We start from the raw sequence: 16,868 nt of genomic DNA on the forward strand, positions 1-16,868 counted from the left end.
GCAAACTCTAGTCGAACAGGTCAACCTTGGAAATCAACGGCAAGAAGTTCCTCGTGATCGGCGGAGCGGGATTGATCGGCTCGCATGCGGTCGAACAGCTCGCAAAGCACGATGTCGGCGAGATCGTGATCTTCGACAATTTCGCGCGCGGTTCCGTCGAGAACATCGAGCGTGCTCTCAGGGATCCGCGGGTGAAGATCTTCGAGGCAGGCGGCGATATCTGCCAATCCGACATCCTTGATGCCGCGATGAAGGGCAAGGATGGCGTGTTCCATTTTGCCGCGCTCTGGCTTCTGCAATGTCATGAATTTCCTCGGGCGGCCTTCGACACCAATATTCGAGGTACGTTCAACGTGCTCGAAGCCTGCGTCGCGAACCGGATCAAGCGCCTCGTGTATTCATCTTCGGCGTCGGTTTACGGCGACGCCGTGGAAGAGCCGATGACCGAAGATCATCCGTTCAACAACAAGAACTTCTACGGGGCGACCAAGATCGCAGGGGAGGCGATGGCGACGGCGTTCTGTCACCGTTACGGCTTGCCTGCGGTCGGCTTGCGCTACATGAACGTCTACGGGCCGCGTCAGGATTATCAGGGAGCCTACATCGCGGTCATCATGAAGATGCTCGATGCCATCGACCGGGGTGAAGGGCCGACCATTCTGGGCGATGGTTCGGAAGCGTTCGACTTCGTGTCGGTGCTGGATTGTGCGCGTGCAAACATCTGCGCGATGTCGGCCGATACGGTCGCCCGCTACTACAATGTCGGAACGGGCGAGCGCACCTCGCTCAAGCAGCTCGCCGAATTGCTGTTGCAGCTGACGGGGTCAAATCAGCCGATCCAGTATGCGCCGCGGAGCAATGCGACGTTCGTCCGCAATCGGGTCGGCTCCACGAAGCGAGCCGCAGAGGAGATCGGCTTCACTGCCGAAGTCGATTTGCGTGAGGGCTTGCAGATGCTGATCGAATGGCGGTCGAAGCACCGGGCCGGTCTCGAGCGCCGACGTGCGAAGGCCGGCATTGAATAAGGCTTTGCAGTCCGGGATCAGGCGGATTTAGGCATGTGTGGCGTCGCAGGCATTCTTAACCTCGACCAGCGGCCGGTCTCTTCGCATGTTTTGCGTGCGATGACGGCGGCGATCGCCCATCGTGGTCCGGATGGCGAAGGCCAATGGATCGACGGCGCGATCGGTCTCGGACATCGTCGGCTTGCGATCATCGACCTAAGCCCGACCGGCGAGCAGCCGATGCACACGGCCGACGGCCGGTTTGTGATTTCCTACAATGGCGAAATCTACAACTACCGGGAGCTTCGCACTGAGCTTGAATCGCAGGGGCATCGCTTCAGGTCGACCAGCGATACCGAAGTTCTGCTGCAAGCGATCACTGCATGGGGCCTGGGTGCCCTGCAGCGCTTCAACGGCATGTTCGCCTTCGCCCTATGGGATCGCAAGGAGCGCAAGCTCACGCTCGCGAGGGACCGCTACGGCATCAAGCCGCTTTACTACTGGTCCGGCGACAACCAGTTGCTGTTTGCATCGGAATCGAAGGCCTTCCGTGCCGTTCCGAACTTCAGCTCACAGCTCGATTCAGAAGGGCTGTTCGAGTACTTCACGTTCCAGAACTTCTTCACCGATCGCACCTTGCTCAAGGGCGTTCGTATCCTGCCCGCGGGTTACTACCTGACCGTATCGCCCGAGGCCGCACCCGGCACGCAGCCAAGGCTGACCCGATACTGGGACTATACCTTTCAGGAGCCGGAGACGGGCCGGTCCGAAGCTGACTACCAGGACGAGCTCGACCATCTGATTCAGCAGGCCGTGAAGCGGCAGCTCGTATCGGATGTCGACATCGGGGCATATCTCTCGGGCGGCCTGGACTCAGGAACGGTCACGGCGATCGCGGCGCAGTCGCTCAGCTACATGCGGACCTTTACGTGCGGCTTCGACCTGAGCTCGGTGTCCGGCATGGAGCTGCAGTACGACGAGCGCGCGGCCTCGGAGCGAATGTCGTATCTGTTTCGTACCGAGCACTACGAAATGGTGCTGAAGTCGGGCGACATGGAGCGCGTACTTCCCAAGCTGACCTGGCATCTAGAAGAGCCTCGGGTGGGACAGAGTTATCCGAACTATTACGTCGCGCAGCTCGCCAGCAAGTTCAACAAGGTCGTCTTGGCGGGGACCGGCGGCGACGAGATCTTCGGCGGCTATCCGTGGCGTTATTATCGTGCCGTGGTGAACCAGAGCTTCGAGGAGTATATCGACAAGTATTACGACTACTGGCAGCGCCTCATTCCCAACAGCGTGCTGAAGCGTGTCTTCGCGCCGATCTGGAGCGAGGTGCAGGGTGTCTGGACGCGCGATATCTTCCGGGACATGTTCAGCCAGCACGCGGAGCGCCTGACCCGTCCGGAGGACTACGTCAATCATTCGCTCTATCTGGAGGCCAAGACGTTTCTCCACGGGCTGCTGACCGTGGAGGACAAGCTGTCGATGGCGCATTCGCTGGAAACGCGCGTGCCTTTTCTTGACAACGATCTTGTCGATTTCGCCATGAAGCTGCCGGTCCGGATGAAGCTCGGCAAGCTCGACGAGGTCGTCGCACTGGACGAGAATGCACTGGGCAGAAAGACGGCGGCATATTTCCACAAGGCTCACGACGGCAAGATGCTGCTGCGAAACGTGATGCTTCGCCATATTCCGCAAGAAGTCGCCGAGCGGGACAAGCAGGGTTTCTCCGGTCCGGACGCAAGCTGGTTCAAGGGGCAGAGCATCGATTTCGTTCGCAGCATCCTGTTCGACGATAAAGCGGAAATCTACCGCTACCTCGACCCCAAGCCGCTGCGCGCCTTGATCGGCGATCATCTCGACGGTCGCGAAAATCGCCGCCTGCTCATCTGGTCGCTGATTAACGTCGAATATGCGTTGCGTCAGCAATCTTCCGAGCATCAGGCATCGTCAACGGCGACGCGTTCGGTGAATTGATAAGGGCCAAGGCGCCGCAGGCTGAACGAACGGTCTTTAGCTGAAACTCCCGACCAACCGAGCGAACTCATGCACGATATTGACAAGGAAAAGATCCTGGCGCGCTACGCGAGCCGTATCGACGAGGTCGGGCATGGCGCCGCCGCACTCGGCGAACCCAAGCATCGACAGGCGTTCTTCTTTGACATCCTGCGTCAGGTTGACGGTTTGCAGGCGGCCGATTCGATCGTCGATATCGGCTGTGGCTACGGCGACCTGTTCGATTTCCTCCGCTCCACGGGTTGGCAGGGCGCCTACACCGGGATCGACATCAACGCGCAGCTGATCGAGGAAGGAAAGCGTGTCTATCCCGAAGCGGAGCTCGCTGTTGTCGATATCCAGAAGACGCCGCCGGATCGCGTCTGGGACTGGTGCTTCTGCTGCCAGGCGCTCAGCAGTGCAACCGAAGCCGTGCCCTTCATGGATCATTTTGAAAGCATGCTGGGGATCATGTGGGGGCTCTGCCGAAAAGGCCTTGTCTTCAATCTGCTGAGCCCGCTGGTCGACTACACCCACCCGGTTCACGCGAGGCCGCCGTTCGCAGACGTGCTTCGGGTCGTTACCGGCCTGACCAACAGATTTACGGTCAGGCATGACTACATGCCGTACGAGTACGCCATCTACGCGTACAAGGACAATGCGATCGACAAGGACAATTTCATCTTCGCTGCCCAACAGGAGCGCTTCGCCGAATTGACCGGCCGATGGCGCGGTATGGGCCGCTAGCTGGTCGCCGACGCGCGGGAAGCAGCTGGAGCTGAAACCGATGAAGACTGTTGTATTGCTCGGTGGCAATCAGATGGCATGCCCGGCCATCAAGCGGATCCAGCAGCATGGCTATCGTGTCCTTGCCGTCGACGGCAGCGCAGAGGCCCCCGCGCGTGACGTCGCGGACCTGTTTGTCCAGCAGAATTTCTCCGACGTTGCCGCGACATCGGCTGCGCTGGCAGAGTTCGCATTCGACGGGATCATTCCGCTGAACGACTTTGCCATCCGCGCCGCAGCCAGTATCGCGAGAGAGCGCGGTCTGCCGGGCTGGAACGAATTTGCAGAGCTTTGCTTCGTCAGCAAGGTTGCGATGAAGCGTTGCTGGATCGAGGGCGGATTGCCGACTGCGCGCTGCGTGTTCAGCACGGTGGCGCAACTGGCGGCCGGGCAGTTTCCGCAATGGGAGAGCTGGCCGGCCGTGGTCAAGCCGGCATTTTCGGGCGGAGGAAGCCGCGGTGTGTTTGTCGCCCGCGGTTGGGACGAGGTGCAGGCGCGTCTGAGCGACGTCGAAAAGACCTATCTCGATGGCGACGTCGTGATCGAGGAATTCATCCAGGGGACCGAGCACACACTGGAGGTGTTGATTTGCCGCGGAAGCCCGACCCTGCTGTCGATCTCCGACAAGGAGAACTATCCCGGGAACGATACGGTGGTGCAAAAGCTCCACTTCCCCGGACCTATCGGTCACTCCCACCGGGCAGCGCTCGAACGCCTCGTCTTTGCCGCTTGTGCATCGATGCGCTTGACCGATGGCACGACGCATTTCGAAGTCCTGATCCGTAACGGTGAGGCATTTCTGCTCGAGGTCGGAGGACGTCCGGGCGGTGGCCTCAATTTCCATCCGATCTGCGAGATATCGACCGGCTATGACTACCCGGGACTGCTCGCGGCGATCTTGACCGGTGGTCTGCCGGACTTCACGAGAAAAGCATCCGAGCATCTGGTGTGGCACTATTTCCCGCGAGGAGAGGGCATTCTGCGGTCCATCGATGGCTTCCGCGGGATCAAGGATCTCCCCGACGTCGTCGATGCCGAGATGTACGAACAGGTCGGCAAGGCCCGGCTCGACCTTCACAACGATTTGGCACGCCCGGGTTATGTGCTGGTACGATCGAAATCGAACGCGGAGGCGCGCGACCGCGCCGCAAGACTGGTCGAATCCGTGCAGTTCGTCACAACTGATCAAGAAGGTGACAAGCCATGAGCCTTGCGCGCCATCCGTTCCTTGCTGCGACTGATCCGGCGGCCAGCCGCCTGGTCCGGGTTTCCGCCCCCTTTCCGGAGTGGCTCAATCCATTCCACGGCGATGGCGTCGTCATCCGGGCGGCGTCGATTCCAGGCGAGGTCGAGCACAGCAAGTCGTATATGGCGCGTGAATTGCTGCTCGGACCGATCTCCGAAGGTCTGATCTCGCAGCGAACTGTCGTGAAGGAGGCGACGAGCGGCAATACGGGTCACGGCATCGCCAAGATCTGCAAGGCGCTCGGCATCCGATGCCAACTCATCATGCCGGCCGGTACGGCGCGCGGCAAGATCAATGCGATCTCCGTAATGGGGGGCGGCGTCGAGGTCGTTCTGCACAGTGACCCCGCAGAAACGCCGGTTGAGCGCGCCCGTCGCGAGGGAGCCCAGGAGGGAAATTACACCCTCGACCAGTACGACAACTGGAGAAATCCCTGGGCGCACAAGACCCATCTTGCGCCGCAGCTTTTTTCGGCGACCGGAGAAGTCTCGCTGGTAGCCGTGGCGTCGGGCACGATGGGGACGTGCATGGGGCTGAGGCAATATGTCGACGAGCACGGCCTCGGCACGCGCGTCCTCCCGGTTTTGCTGGAAGAGCATCACGAAGTTCCGGGAGCGCGGCCGTTGTCGAAGGTCCAGAAGGATATCCGGCTTCCTTGGCAGAAACTGTTTGCCCCTCAAGATCTCGAATTTGGAACACGGCATCCGTCGTTCCTGCTGGCCTACTATTCCTGGCGGGTTCTGCCGCAGATGCTTGGTCCGAGCTTCGGTCTTGCCTTTCAAGGCGCGCTGCGCAGACTGCACCGGGAGAAGGTCGCCGGAAGACTCGACGGTTTGCGAACGCGCGGAAAGATAGAGGTTGTTCTGGTCGGGGCAGACTCTTATCTTCCCTATCTCGATCTCTTCCTCGGCGAAACCCAGTCCGACGAACGTCACACCTACGATAGTCCCGACTTGTTGTCGTTCGCTCTCTGACCTCATTCCTCTCTCCTGGCACCATGATGCAGCTTACAGCGCCGAAATTTGACGAAGCCGAAATCGAGCAGTTGCGCGCTTGTCTGGGCTCCGGCTGGGTTACGCAAGGGCCGATGACCCAGAAGTTCGAGGGGCTCATTGCCGAACGGCACGGCGTGAAACACGCGCTGGCCACGACGTCCTGCACCGCCGCCCTGCACCTTGCCACGATGGCTCTGGGACTGAAGGCGGGAGACGAGGTCATCGTGCCGGCCTTCACATGGGTGACGAGTGCCCATTGCGCCGAATATGTCGGAGCGAAGGCGGTGTTCGCGGATATCGATCTCGCGACATACAACCTTGATCCCGCAGCCTTCGCGGCGGCGATCACGCCGAGAACACGGGCAGTCGTTGCGGTGCATCTGTTCGGGTTGGCCGCGCCGATGGATGAGATTCGCGCGCACGCATCGCGCCACGGGATCGCGATCATCGAGGATGCGGCTTGCGCGATCGGTACGTCCTATGGCGGCAAGCCCGTCGGCGGGCTCGGGGATATCGGTTGCTTCTCGTTTCATCCGCGGAAGGTCGTGACCACGGGCGAGGGCGGAGCGGTGACGACCAACAATGACTCGATTGCCGCGATCGTCGGCTCGGTGCGCAATCATGGCGCCGGCAGCCAGCGCATCGTCGAGGACGAAGGCGTTGGGCCATGGACGATGGCGAACTACGATCGTATCGGATACAATCTGCGCCTGTCTGATATTCAGGCCGCAGTCGGCGTTGCGCAGATGGCCAAGCTCGACGCTCTCCTGGCGGAGCGTCGCGGTCTTGCGGCTTCATACAGGGAGCGCTTGTCGGGAATCTCGGATATCGTGTTGCCGGTCGAGGACGCAGGACACAGTTATCAATCGTTCGTTATCCGGATTCCCGACGGCGGCCGCGCGCGTCGCAATGCTGTGATGGCTGCGCTCGCCGAGCGACGTATTCAAACGCGGCCCGGAACGCACGCCGTACCGGCGCTGGGATACTATCGGGACAAGTACGGCATCGATCCAAGGCAATTTCCGAACGCCATCATGGCCGAGGACACCACGGTCACGCTGCCGCTGTTCCCGGGAATGAGGATGTCGGATATCGATGTCGTTGTCGACGCATTGAGCCGCGCGCTCGTGACCGCTTGAGCGTCGGCGTCCAGCCCCGAAGGAATACCGCAAGAATGCGCCGCGCCGTTGCTATCACCTGTGAGGGGGTGTCGAAGAGTTTCGCGCTGATTGACCGCGGCAACGCGTGGCGGATCGCGCTGGGTCGCGACGCATCGGTGTCCCGCTACAAGGCCCTCCAGGACGTGACATTCGACGTGCCCAAGGGCCAATTTGTCGGCGTCCTCGGTCGGAACGGAGCAGGGAAATCGACCTTGCTGCGGATCATCGGCGGCGCGTACTCGCCCGACGTCGGCAGGGTCTCTGTAACCGGGGCGATGTCGGCACTCTACGAACTCGGTGTTGTCGGCAATCGAGAGCTCACTGGCCGCCAATATGCCGATCGCCTGCTCATGGTGCATGGTTTCGCGGCCCGCGAACGGTTGGAGATGATCGCCGAGATCCAGGACTTCTCGGAGCTCGAAGACCGGTTCGACGATCCTGTGCAGACCTATTCGGCCGGCATGGGTGCCCGACTCTATTTCGCAACCGCGACAGCCGGCCAGTACGATGTCTATCTGCTCGACGAGATTTTGTCGGTTGGCGATCAGCACTTTCAGTCGAAGTGCTGGCGGCGTATGCGGGACAGGTTGTCCAGGGGCGCCACGGGAATTCTGGTGACGCACGACTGGTCTGCCATCCTGCGCTTGTGCGAAACTGCACGCGTACTGGACGGTGGCAAAGTGGTTTTCTCGGGCCCGGCCGACCGGGCCGTGCGACAATACCTGTATGGTGATCAGGCAGGTGACGAATACGTTGCGGGCGTTGCCAAGTTTCGCGGACGGCCGTCTTACCCGTCAACGGTGAGGCAGGGCGAGGATTTCGTCATGCGCGCTGAAGTCGAGATATTTCAGCCCTCCGAGGTGTTTTCGACCTTCACGATCGAGCGCTTGCAACCCGGCTTCGGTTGGGAGACATCGCTGATGTCACGCGCTCCCGTTTTGGTGGGCGATGCGCCGGGATGCTACGCAGTCGATATTTCGGTCCCGGCGTTGCCGCTCGAACCCGGGCGCTATCAATGCCGTCTTGGCGTGATGCTGGTTGACGAGACACGCAGGCGCATCGGCCTTGATGGCTTCAGCTGGCTGGACGGTAACGGGCTTGCCTTGGAGGTCGTCGGCCAGGCGGCGGAGGGATTGCTGCTACCAGCGCGGTGGACATTGCATTGACCCGCGCATCCATAAGAATACGAGACCTCTCCAAGACATTTGCTCTCGCCGAGCGGGGCGGCGGCCCTGTCTCCCTGCTGACGGCGTTGCGCGCAGGCAAGGTCGACGCCAGCGTGCGCGAGGTGCGGGCACTCGAGCAGATCAGCCTAGACATTGACCAGGGGGAACGGGTTGGCATTATTGGTCCGAACGGAGCCGGCAAGACGACGCTGCTCGCTGTCCTGACGGGACTGATGCCAGCCACATCGGGGACCGTTGAGGTGACCGGCGATGTCCATGCGATGCTGTCCATCGGAGCGGTGTTGCGGGACGATCTCACCGGGCGGGAAAATATCAATCTCGATGCTTCGGTTCATGGCCGAAGCCGAGCCGAAATCGACGCGGTTAGACAGCAGATCATTGACTTCACCGAGCTCGGGGAATTCATAGACCGGCCCGTGCGCACCTATTCATCGGGCATGAAGGCTCGTCTCGCGTTCTCGATGGGAGCCTTCATCGACCCCGACATCCTCGTAATCGACGAGACACTGTCTGTCGGCGACCACTTTTTCGGTCAGAAAGCATCGCGTAAGATGGCTGAGGTCGCCGCCACGGGACGCATCGTTATCGTGGTCGCGCATGCACTCAAATCTATCGCGCAGATGTGCTCGCGTTGCCTATGGATGGATCACGGCCGCATCGTGATGGACGGTGATCCAAAGTCGGTTGTTGCGGCCTACGAACAGTCCATCCGCGACGCGGATGAGAAATCGCTGATGAGAAAGTTCGGGCAGACCGGTAGCGTTCGCGGTGTCGCGCGAAACGGCGGAGAGTTGACCGAGGTCAAGCTCATCCAGGACGGCAAGGATCAACGGGTGGCGTTGGCAGCGATGCGCCCGCTTGAAATGCAGATCGCGGGCAGGATGTATAGGCCGGTTGGGCGTTGTCAGCTCTCGCTTTCTATTCTGAGGGTCGACGGTCGGTTGGTTTGGCGGCAGGATTCGGAGGAAGCGGGGCTCTATTTGCCGACTTCGGAACCATTCGAGGTGCGCGTCGTCATGGATCCGTTCATTCTCGGCGCCGATCTCTATCGGATTGACGTTGAACTGCGCGACGAAGATGGTCGAATCGACGTAGCGACGCGGGTCTTTGAAGTTGTAGATGTCGAAGGGCAGTTCGGCGGCAAGCCGCTGCTTCTGTGTTCGCCACAAATCGAGGGACGCGTAATGGCGCTTGCCGGTTCATGAACATTGCCGGATTTGATCGCCGAGATGCCGGCATGCTCTTGAGCTTGTTTAAGCTCACTGTCAGCGACCGCTATCTCGGCTCCAGTCTGGGATTGGTATGGGCGGTGCTGTCGCCCTTGCTTCTGATGGGAATATTCACATTCGTGTTTACGTTCGTTTTTCCCGGACGGTTACCCGGCCGGGAGGGCGCGATTGCCTACGTCGTCTGGCTTCTCAGCGGCTATGGTCCTTGGCTCGCCATCAGCGAGGGGCTTTCCATATCGACGGGGTCGGTCGTGGGAAATGCCGGAATCGTCAAGAATATAGCGTTCAAATCGGAACTTCTGCCTGTAGTGGGTGCATTGACCGGGATATTCCCGCTGTTGGTATCGCTCGCCGTCATCGCCATTCTGTTCGTTGTATCGGGGCAGGCGCCTAGTCCGGCATTGCTTGTTCTGCCGATCTCGCTCTTTCTCGGCATGATGTTCGTCGCCGGGCTCGGCCTTTTCCTCGCGGCACTTAACGTCTTCGTACGAGACACTTCGCTGGCGCTGCCGAATGTCCTGACGCTGCTGCTGTTTGCCTCTCCGATTTTCTATCCGATCAGCTCCTACCCGGCCGGTCTCGGAAAACTGCTTCAGTTCAATCCGTTCTACGTCATCGCGGCGTTGTTTCGTGCCCCGATCATTGATGGCGCTCTTCCGCCGCTGTGGATGGTGGTCTATCTGGCCGTCGTCACGACGATCGTCTTCGCCGCAGGCTTGATGTGGTTTCGCCGCCTCAAGTCCTCCTTCGACGCGCGCTTGTGAGACTCCGTGACCGGTCTTGTCGCGATTCATCAGCCGAACTTCTTCCCGTGGCTCGGCTATTTCGAGAAGATCCGACGCGCTGATACGCTGGTATTGCTTGACGCGGTGGCTTATCCGCGCGCCGGATCGGGCGGCATGGGGTCGTGGTGCAATCGGGTGCGCCTGGCGGTGCAGGGTGAGGCTCGCTGGGTGACTTGTCCGCTCCAGCATATGCGCTTTGGCGCCCCGATTGGCACAGTGCTGATCGACGACTCGCAGCCTTGGCGAGTGAAGCTGTTGCGGACCTTGGAGGCAAACTATCGCAGAGCGCCGCAGTTCGAGAGTTGCATGACACTGCTCAGGCCGCTCATTCTTGAACGTGAAGGCAATCTCGCGGCGTTCAATCTTCGTGCCATCAAGGCGATTTCGGCCCACCTTGGCCTGTCAACGCGATTTGTGCTGCAGTCTTCGCTTCAATATTCCGGCATGGCCACCGACCTCCTGGTCTCGCTCGTCAAGGCTGTGAACGGATCCGCTTATCTGTCGGGCGACGGAGCAGCCGGTTATCAGCGCGACGAACTGTTTGGCGGGAATGGTCTCGGTCTCGTCAAGTTGAACTTCGTGCAACAGCCCTATTGCGATCCATCCCGGTTCATTCCTGGGCTGTCGGTGATCGACTATTTGATGTGGGACGGTCGCCGGCTCGCGCAGATCGGGAAGAACTCATGACGCAAAAGATTGTCCTGCTTACGAGTTCGACCGGGCCTGCTCTCGAAAGGATAACGCAGGCCTTTGGGCCTTCGGCGTCGGTTACGGTCGTCAGCGATATGAAGTCGCTGCTTGCTTCGCCAGTCGATGCCGACACCAGCCTGATCAGCTTCGGGACAGGCGTGATCGTGCCTGCAGATCTGCTGGCCAGCCTCTCCAAGCCCGCTTACAATCTGCATGCGGCTTCACCGGATTTTCCAGGGCGCGATCCGCATCACTTCGCGATTTATCGCGGCGCAAAGACCTATGGTGCCACGCTGCATCTGATGACCAAGCGCGTGGACGACGGTGCTATTGTCGCGGTAGAGACGTTCGATGTAAGGCCGGATGCGACGCCCGACAGTCTCCTCGCCGATGCAAACCAGGCTGCGCTCCGGTTGATTGAGCGGTACGGAAAGCGGATGTTGGATCGGGAGCCCTTGCCGCCGCTTCCGGATATGCGCTGGGGACCGATCAAAACGCGGCGGAGCGACCTCGTCCGGCTCGGTCGCGTAACGCCGCTGACGTCTTTCATGGAATTTGAGCGGCGGCGACTTGCCTGCGCGTCGACATCCCACGACAACGTGACGCTGGAGCTTCACGGCCATGTCTTTCGGATCGACAAGGCCGCGCCGCTCGATACCGGACCGAACGAATTTTCGGAATTCACCGAAGCGGGCTTCGCAAACATCCTGCGACAGCTCAAGGGTGCCGGCTATCGTTTTGCGAACTATGGGGCCCGACCCACGGGACCTCACGTCATCTGGCGACATGATGTTGATGTCTCGATGCATCGCGCAGTCAGGTTGGCGGAGATCGAAAGACAGGAAGGGGTCGTTGCGACCTATTTTGTCAATCCACGTTCGAGCTTCTATAGCATCTTTGAGCCGGCAATCGAAGCTATGCTGCGACACATCCAGTCGCTCGGCCACGAGATCGGCTTGCATTTTGATGCCAATGCTTATGGCGTCAAGACTTGGAGCGAGGACGCATTGAATGCGGCCGTGCGACGAGAGCAGGCCCTGCTGGAGACGTTGCTTCAATCGTCGATCAGGGCATTGAGCTGGCACAATCCCGATCAGTCGAACTTGCTGGACTTTGTGGATCACGAAATCGCCGGCTTATTCAATGCATATTCCGCCACGCTGCGGAGGGATTATGTCTACTGTTCCGATTCGAACGGCTATTGGCGTTTCAGGCCGATGAGCGAGGTCATCGCAGAGGGACACGAGCGCTTGCACTTGCTGACCCATCCGGATTGGTGGACCCCAGAAGGGATGTCCCCATCCGAACGCATCGATCGGGCCGTTCTAGGTCGGGCGCGGCGCCTCCGCGAGGACTATGACAGGCGTTTGGCCCTCGGTGGCCGTCGCAATGTTGACGGCAAATAGGGTACCAATCCTGCTCGCTGCCACGTCTTGCGTCGCCCCGGCGTTGCTTTTTGCATGCGTCGAGCGGCCCGTACCGACAAGTACACGACGGAACGTGATCGCGACGGCCATTCTATGCCGGCAGGGTTGGAAGTAAGACCGTGACGGAATCACGTCGATCCGGAACGCGTGTATCGCGGGTCGCCGACGTTCAGCGAGAGGCAAGCAGGAAGCTGAGAGTGTTCGTAATCGCCATCATGCGCCGTCTGGGAATGAATCGCCAAGGCAGGCTCGGGGCCCCGATCCGTGCAGTCTTGCGCCGGCCGAAAATGAGGCATGTCCGACGAACGGTGATGGTCGCGATCAGAGCGCCGAAGGTAGCAATCGGAGGCCTGACTGCCTTGGGTGGTTGGTTGCTGACTATCTTGGCTAGTTTTACCCAGGCTCCCGTCGCCTTGCTTGCATTGGAGGTCAAAAGGAACCGGCAATTGCGGACTATTGCCAGGGGAGCGTGGAAGATCGGTCCGCTGATTATTGGTCGTCCGGCGGATATTGATGCCTTCAGCCGAGGCGAATCGATCATTTCCGTGACGCATGGCCGGTCGGGCCGGAAGCGCTCGATCGTCAGATGCGGACCGATAGCGATCTTGCATGTCGGAGACTTCAAGAGCCTCATCGAGCCGCTGCTGGCTTTTGACGCAGAGATTGCGGAGTCGCGGGTGGCGCGCGCGCGCGCCCACCACGCGCCGGCCGACAGCGGTCGCAGCAACCGGCGTAGCGTGCTGTTCCTGCATCAGTGCTACTACAATTTCCTCTATCTTGCCGAGGCTTTGCGCAGGCGTGGCTGGGACGCTGTGTGCGCGAGCATTGAAGACCCGAATGTAGGACAAGCCCAGTTCTACCACGGTGACGATGTCAATCTCTTCGATCCCGAACCAGAGCAATATCGGCGCAACCTCGTCGAATTTTTTGCCGAGGTGGAGAGCCGGTTCCGAATGCTGCATTTCTACGGCAGGGGCATCATGTCGATGTTCCCAGCCTATTTCGATCGGCAGGTGACTTACGATCGGCTGCCGGTCGACTTCCTTCGCCTGCGTCAGCGCGGCATCAAGATCGGGTATACCGTGGTCGGCTGTTCCGACGGGGTTGCGCAATCGAGCATCAACAAATGGAGTGGTGCATGTAACCGCTGCGTCTGGCAGGACCAGCCGGAGATCTGCTCCGACGCCAGCAACCTCGCATGGGGACACAAGGTCCACACAATGTGCGACGTGGTTGATACTGGCGGGGCGGCTTCACTCGACTGGAAGGGCAATGCGGAAACGGTCTTTCGTGACGCGCTAACGATGGCGCTTGATCCGGAAGTCTGGCGGCCTGATCTTGAAATCCCCGAAAAGTACCGCCTTCAGCGGTCGCCCGGCGAACTCATCATTTATCACGCGGTGGGGAACTATAAATTGAGGTCCCGGAACGGCCGAAACATCAAGGGAACCGACGCGATCGTGGACGCGATCGAGCGGCTAAAGTCGGAGGGCTTCCCGGTTCGGCTGGAATTCGTCACCAATGTGCCAAGCCAGGATGTCCGGTTCATTCAGGTGCAAGCCGACATTATGGTCGATCAGCTCAATTACGGTCGATACGGCGCCCAAGCCTGTGAAGGAATGATGCTGGGCCGGCCTGTGATATGCTACCTAAACAAAGATGAATTGCCCGGGATCAGCACGATACCATTTGTAGAGGAGTGCCCGATCGTATCAGCGACCGAAGCGTCCATTTACGACGTGCTGAAAGAGCTGCTCTCGGACGAAAACAGGCGTCGCGAATTGGCTAAAGCCAGCCGCGACTTCGCGGTCAAATGGCATTCCGCCGACGCCTGCGCCGAACGATTTGAAATGGTCTATGATCGCGTGATGCAGGGGTTGCCGCCGTCCAACATCCCATTCGGCCAAGTCATGCATTGATTGCACCTTGAACTCAACAGGCGATCGACAGCTGGCGTTTGCTTAGCGGCTCGGGCCGCTGCCGAGCGCTGTGGACCTTGTCGAAAATCGATGCGTGAACGATGGGGCGGCGGCTACAGGGCGCGGCCGCTATTTTCGCAGGGGCGGACGAGCGATTCTCCAACGGCGTTTGGGCTTGCCGGCCACGCGCAACAAGTTTATGCAGCCACCTCGCTAGAAGCCTTTCTCGGCGCATTTCATTCAGCAGACTGACTAGAACCCGATGATATCTGCCGCACGGCGATCATCACAACCAGACGTACGGGCGTTAGACATGAATTCCGAACTGATCGACAAGCTGGACCGCAAGACTGCCAGGATTGGTATCGTGGGCTTGGGCTACGTCGGCCTGCCGCTCATGCTTCGCTACAGCGAAGTAGGCTACAAGGTGATCGGATTTGATATCGACCAGACCAAGGTCGATGCACTTCGGGCCGGGCGGTCCTACATCGAGCATATATCTAGCGCCAGCATCAGGGAGGCGACAGAGCTTGGTTTCGAGCCGACCACCGATTTCTCTCGTGCGAGCGAAGTCGATGCGCTCATCCTCTGCGTTCCGACTCCGCTCAACAAATATCGCGAGCCCGATCTCAGCTTCGTGCTGGATACGACGGAGTCGCTTCTGCCCTATCTCCATCGCGGAATGGTCTTGTCGCTCGAAAGCACGACCTATCCGGGCACGACCGAGGAGGAACTAAAGCCGCGGATCGAAAAATGCGGCTTCACAGTCGGCGCGGACGTATTTCTTGTGTTCTCGCCGGAACGCGAGGATCCCGGCAACCAGAATTTTTCGACCCGGTCGATCCCGAAGGTCTGCGGCGGTTGCACCCCCGTCTGCCTCGAGGCCGGCATCGCTCTCTATCGCCAGGTGATCGACAAGGTCGTTCCGGTGAGCTCGACCCAGGCCGCCGAGTTGACCAAGCTGCTGGAGAACATCCATCGTTCGGTGAACATCGGCCTCGTCAACGAGATGAAGATGGTTGCCGACAAGATGGGGATCGACATTCACGAGGTGATCCGCGCGGCAGCAACCAAGCCGTTTGGATTTGTTCCGTACTATCCCGGTCCTGGCATCGGCGGGCACTGCATTCCGATCGACCCGTTCTACTTGACGTGGAAGGCGCGGGAGTACGGCATGCACACGCGCTTCATCGAGCTCGCCGGAGAGATCAATTCCTCGATGCCGGACTACGTGGTGTCGAAGATCTCGCTGGCCCTCAATCAGCGGCACAAATCGATCAGCGGCAGCTCGATCCTGGTTCTCGGCATTGCCTACAAGAAAAATGTCGACGACGTTCGCGAATCGCCTTCGGTGCTGTTGATGGAAAAGCTTCGCGATCTCGGCGCTAAGGTCGCCTACAGCGATCCACACGTTCCTACCTTCCCGAAGATGCGGGCGCACTCGTTCGACTTGTCGAGTGTCGCGCTCACGGCCGACAATCTGCAGCGCTTTGATTGCGTTCTGCTTGCAACGGACCACGACAAGTTCGACTACCAGATGCTCGGGACGCATGCTCCGCTGCTTGTCGATTGTCGCGGAAAGTTTCCTCAACCGGCAGACAATATCATCCGCGCTTAGGCGATCCTGTAAAGGCTCGCGTTATCCCTACCACCGGGTGAACTGCTCTTGGTGCGCTAATCGCTCGTTAGTTTTCGTTCACAGCGGCCGTGGACGCTGACGCTTGGTCAAAGGTTGACCGTGGCGAGAAGGACTTTTCAAATGCGCGTGATGTGATCGATCAGGTCAGCAATCTCGATCATCTTCAAGGATTCGCTGAGCGGGCGCACGTCGACCTCATTGGATCGGGCCGCTACAGCTATAACGAGCTCACCTCGTCGATTGCCGAAGCCATTGGCGAGCACCTGCCGCGCATCGCCGCTGATCCCTCTAATCAGCATCGCAAATCAATCCGCCAGCCATGGCGCTTTCCTCACAGCTCAAGCGAGCCGGAGAGCATCGCTCTGCGCGAAGGTCCAACCGGGTCGCCACAGCCTCAAGAACACTTTTCCGCCAAGCACGCGTTGCTTCAGAACTTGAAATCTCAGGCGGACTGGTTGCCGCCTTTAGCCGAGGCGAAGATGCCTACGGAAGAGTTCTTAGCGCCATTGGCGACGCCTGCTGCTCAAGCGATCCCGGCTTATGCCAATTTTTTTTCGAGGGCTGCACGCAAGGCGTGGCATATGCTGCCTGAAGTCGCCAGACACCGACTTGGACCGGCGATCAAGAAATCAATGGGCGGGTAGTTGTACGAGTTGCCCTTGCAAATGACGACTCGGTCGTCACAGGCATTCTCGCCGGCAATGGCATGGCCATCGGAGGCTATTCGGGCTAAAGGGAGATGCTGCGGCTGATGGGCTTGGCTTGCTCGCGCTGCGCGGCCAATTCGGCGTCATATGTGTCAAACA

General features: G+C 59.8%; 14 protein-coding genes. All 14 read left to right on the plus strand.

All coding sequences use genetic code 11. The annotated features are described in order from the left end of the window. Positions 1 to 26 precede the first annotated feature (26 nt). Entirely contained in the window at positions 27 to 1,025 is a 999-nt protein-coding gene (locus ACVISU_RS34485; protein WP_456709915.1) for an NAD-dependent epimerase/dehydratase family protein, read from the plus strand. A gap of 33 nt (positions 1,026 to 1,058) precedes the next feature. Beyond that, complete coding sequence (gene asnB, locus ACVISU_RS34490) at positions 1,059 to 2,981, plus strand: asparagine synthase (glutamine-hydrolyzing) (RefSeq protein ID WP_456709916.1); 1,923 nt, start codon at positions 1,059 to 1,061, stop codon at positions 2,979 to 2,981. A 69-nt stretch (positions 2,982 to 3,050) separates the two neighbouring features. Then, positions 3,051 to 3,746, plus strand: a complete 696-nt coding sequence (locus tag ACVISU_RS34495) for a class I SAM-dependent methyltransferase (protein WP_456709917.1) — start codon at positions 3,051 to 3,053, stop codon at positions 3,744 to 3,746. 40 nt (positions 3,747 to 3,786) lie between these two features. Further along, positions 3,787 to 4,992 (plus strand): ATP-grasp domain-containing protein, encoded by a 1,206-nt coding sequence (locus ACVISU_RS34500; protein WP_456709918.1) that lies wholly within the window; start codon positions 3,787 to 3,789, stop codon positions 4,990 to 4,992. Further along, positions 4,989 to 6,005, plus strand: a complete 1,017-nt coding sequence (locus ACVISU_RS34505) for a pyridoxal-phosphate dependent enzyme (RefSeq protein WP_456709919.1) — start codon at positions 4,989 to 4,991, stop codon at positions 6,003 to 6,005. The genes ACVISU_RS34500 and ACVISU_RS34505 overlap by 4 nt, the downstream gene beginning before the upstream one ends. A 26-nt stretch (positions 6,006 to 6,031) precedes the next feature. Beyond that, positions 6,032 to 7,165: a DegT/DnrJ/EryC1/StrS family aminotransferase gene (locus ACVISU_RS34510; protein ID WP_456709920.1), complete on the plus strand. Its 1,134-nt coding sequence runs from the start codon at positions 6,032 to 6,034 to the stop codon at positions 7,163 to 7,165. Positions 7,166 to 7,200: 35 nt separating this feature from the next. Then, positions 7,201 to 8,352 carry an ABC transporter ATP-binding protein gene (locus ACVISU_RS34515; protein ID WP_456709921.1) on the plus strand — a complete coding sequence of 384 codons (1,152 nt, stop codon included), beginning with the start codon at positions 7,201 to 7,203 and terminating at the stop codon, positions 8,350 to 8,352. After that, positions 8,349 to 9,578, plus strand: coding sequence for an ABC transporter ATP-binding protein (locus tag ACVISU_RS34520; RefSeq protein WP_456709922.1), 1,230 nt, complete (start codon positions 8,349 to 8,351; stop codon positions 9,576 to 9,578). The genes ACVISU_RS34515 and ACVISU_RS34520 overlap by 4 nt, the downstream gene beginning before the upstream one ends. Next, on the plus strand, positions 9,575 to 10,366 hold the full coding sequence (locus tag ACVISU_RS34525) for an ABC transporter permease (RefSeq protein ID WP_456709923.1): 792 nt from the start codon (positions 9,575 to 9,577) through the stop codon (positions 10,364 to 10,366). The genes ACVISU_RS34520 and ACVISU_RS34525 overlap by 4 nt, the downstream gene beginning before the upstream one ends. A gap of 6 nt (positions 10,367 to 10,372) precedes the next feature. After that, a complete protein-coding gene (locus tag ACVISU_RS34530) occupies positions 10,373 to 11,074 on the plus strand; it encodes a WbqC family protein (protein WP_456709924.1) in 702 nt (233 codons plus the stop codon). Beyond that, positions 11,071 to 12,483 carry a formyltransferase family protein gene (locus ACVISU_RS34535; protein ID WP_456709925.1) on the plus strand — a complete coding sequence of 471 codons (1,413 nt, stop codon included), beginning with the start codon at positions 11,071 to 11,073 and terminating at the stop codon, positions 12,481 to 12,483. Before ACVISU_RS34530 ends, ACVISU_RS34535 begins: the two co-directional genes overlap by 4 nt. A gap of 218 nt (positions 12,484 to 12,701) precedes the next feature. Continuing rightward, positions 12,702 to 14,423: a glycosyltransferase gene (locus ACVISU_RS34540; RefSeq protein WP_456709926.1), complete on the plus strand. Its 1,722-nt coding sequence runs from the start codon at positions 12,702 to 12,704 to the stop codon at positions 14,421 to 14,423. A gap of 313 nt (positions 14,424 to 14,736) precedes the next feature. Next, positions 14,737 to 16,041 (plus strand): nucleotide sugar dehydrogenase, encoded by a 1,305-nt coding sequence (locus ACVISU_RS34545; protein ID WP_456709927.1) that lies wholly within the window; start codon positions 14,737 to 14,739, stop codon positions 16,039 to 16,041. Between the two features lie 89 nt (positions 16,042 to 16,130). Next, entirely contained in the window at positions 16,131 to 16,706 is a 576-nt protein-coding gene (locus ACVISU_RS34550) for a hypothetical protein (RefSeq protein WP_456709928.1), read from the plus strand. The last annotated feature ends 162 nt before the right edge of the window (positions 16,707 to 16,868 follow it).

Source organism: Bradyrhizobium sp. USDA 4452 (assembly GCF_054063575.1).